1 pseudogene is annotated in these 517 nt (G+C 65.6%); it reads right to left on the reverse strand.

Annotated features, from left to right (window positions below):
- Positions 1-517: pseudogene (locus AC3EO4_RS55735) on the reverse strand (DNA-directed RNA polymerase subunit beta); the annotation flags it as partial.

Below are 517 nucleotides of genomic sequence, written 5' to 3' on the forward strand. Positions count from 1 at the left end.
CGAAAGGATGATCGCGTCTTCGTAGTTGTGGCCCTCCCACGGCATGAACGCCACGAGAAGGTTCTTGCCCAGGGCCATCTCGCCGTTGTCGGTGCAGGGACCGTCGGCGATGACCTGGTTGACCTCGACCCTGTCGCCCTCGGCGACGACGGGCTTCTGATTGAACGAGGTGCCCTGGTTGGAACGCTTGAACTTCGCCACGCGGTACGTCGTCCGGGTGCCGTCGTCGTTCATGACCGTGACGTAGTCGGCGGAGACCTCCTCCACCACGCCGGCCTTCTCAGCGCTGATCATGTCACCCGTGTCGGTCGCGGCACGGTACTCCATGCCGGTGCCGACCAGCGGCGCCTCGCTCTTCAGCAGCGGGACCGACTGGCGCATCATGTTCGCGCCCATCAACGCCCGGTTGGCGTCGTCGTGCTCCAGGAACGGGATCAACGCCGTCGCCACCGACACCATCTGGCGTGGCGAGACGTCGATGTAGTCGACCTCCTCGGCACGGGCGAGCTCGGTCTCG

This window comes from Nonomuraea sp. bgisy101, from assembly GCF_057708945.1.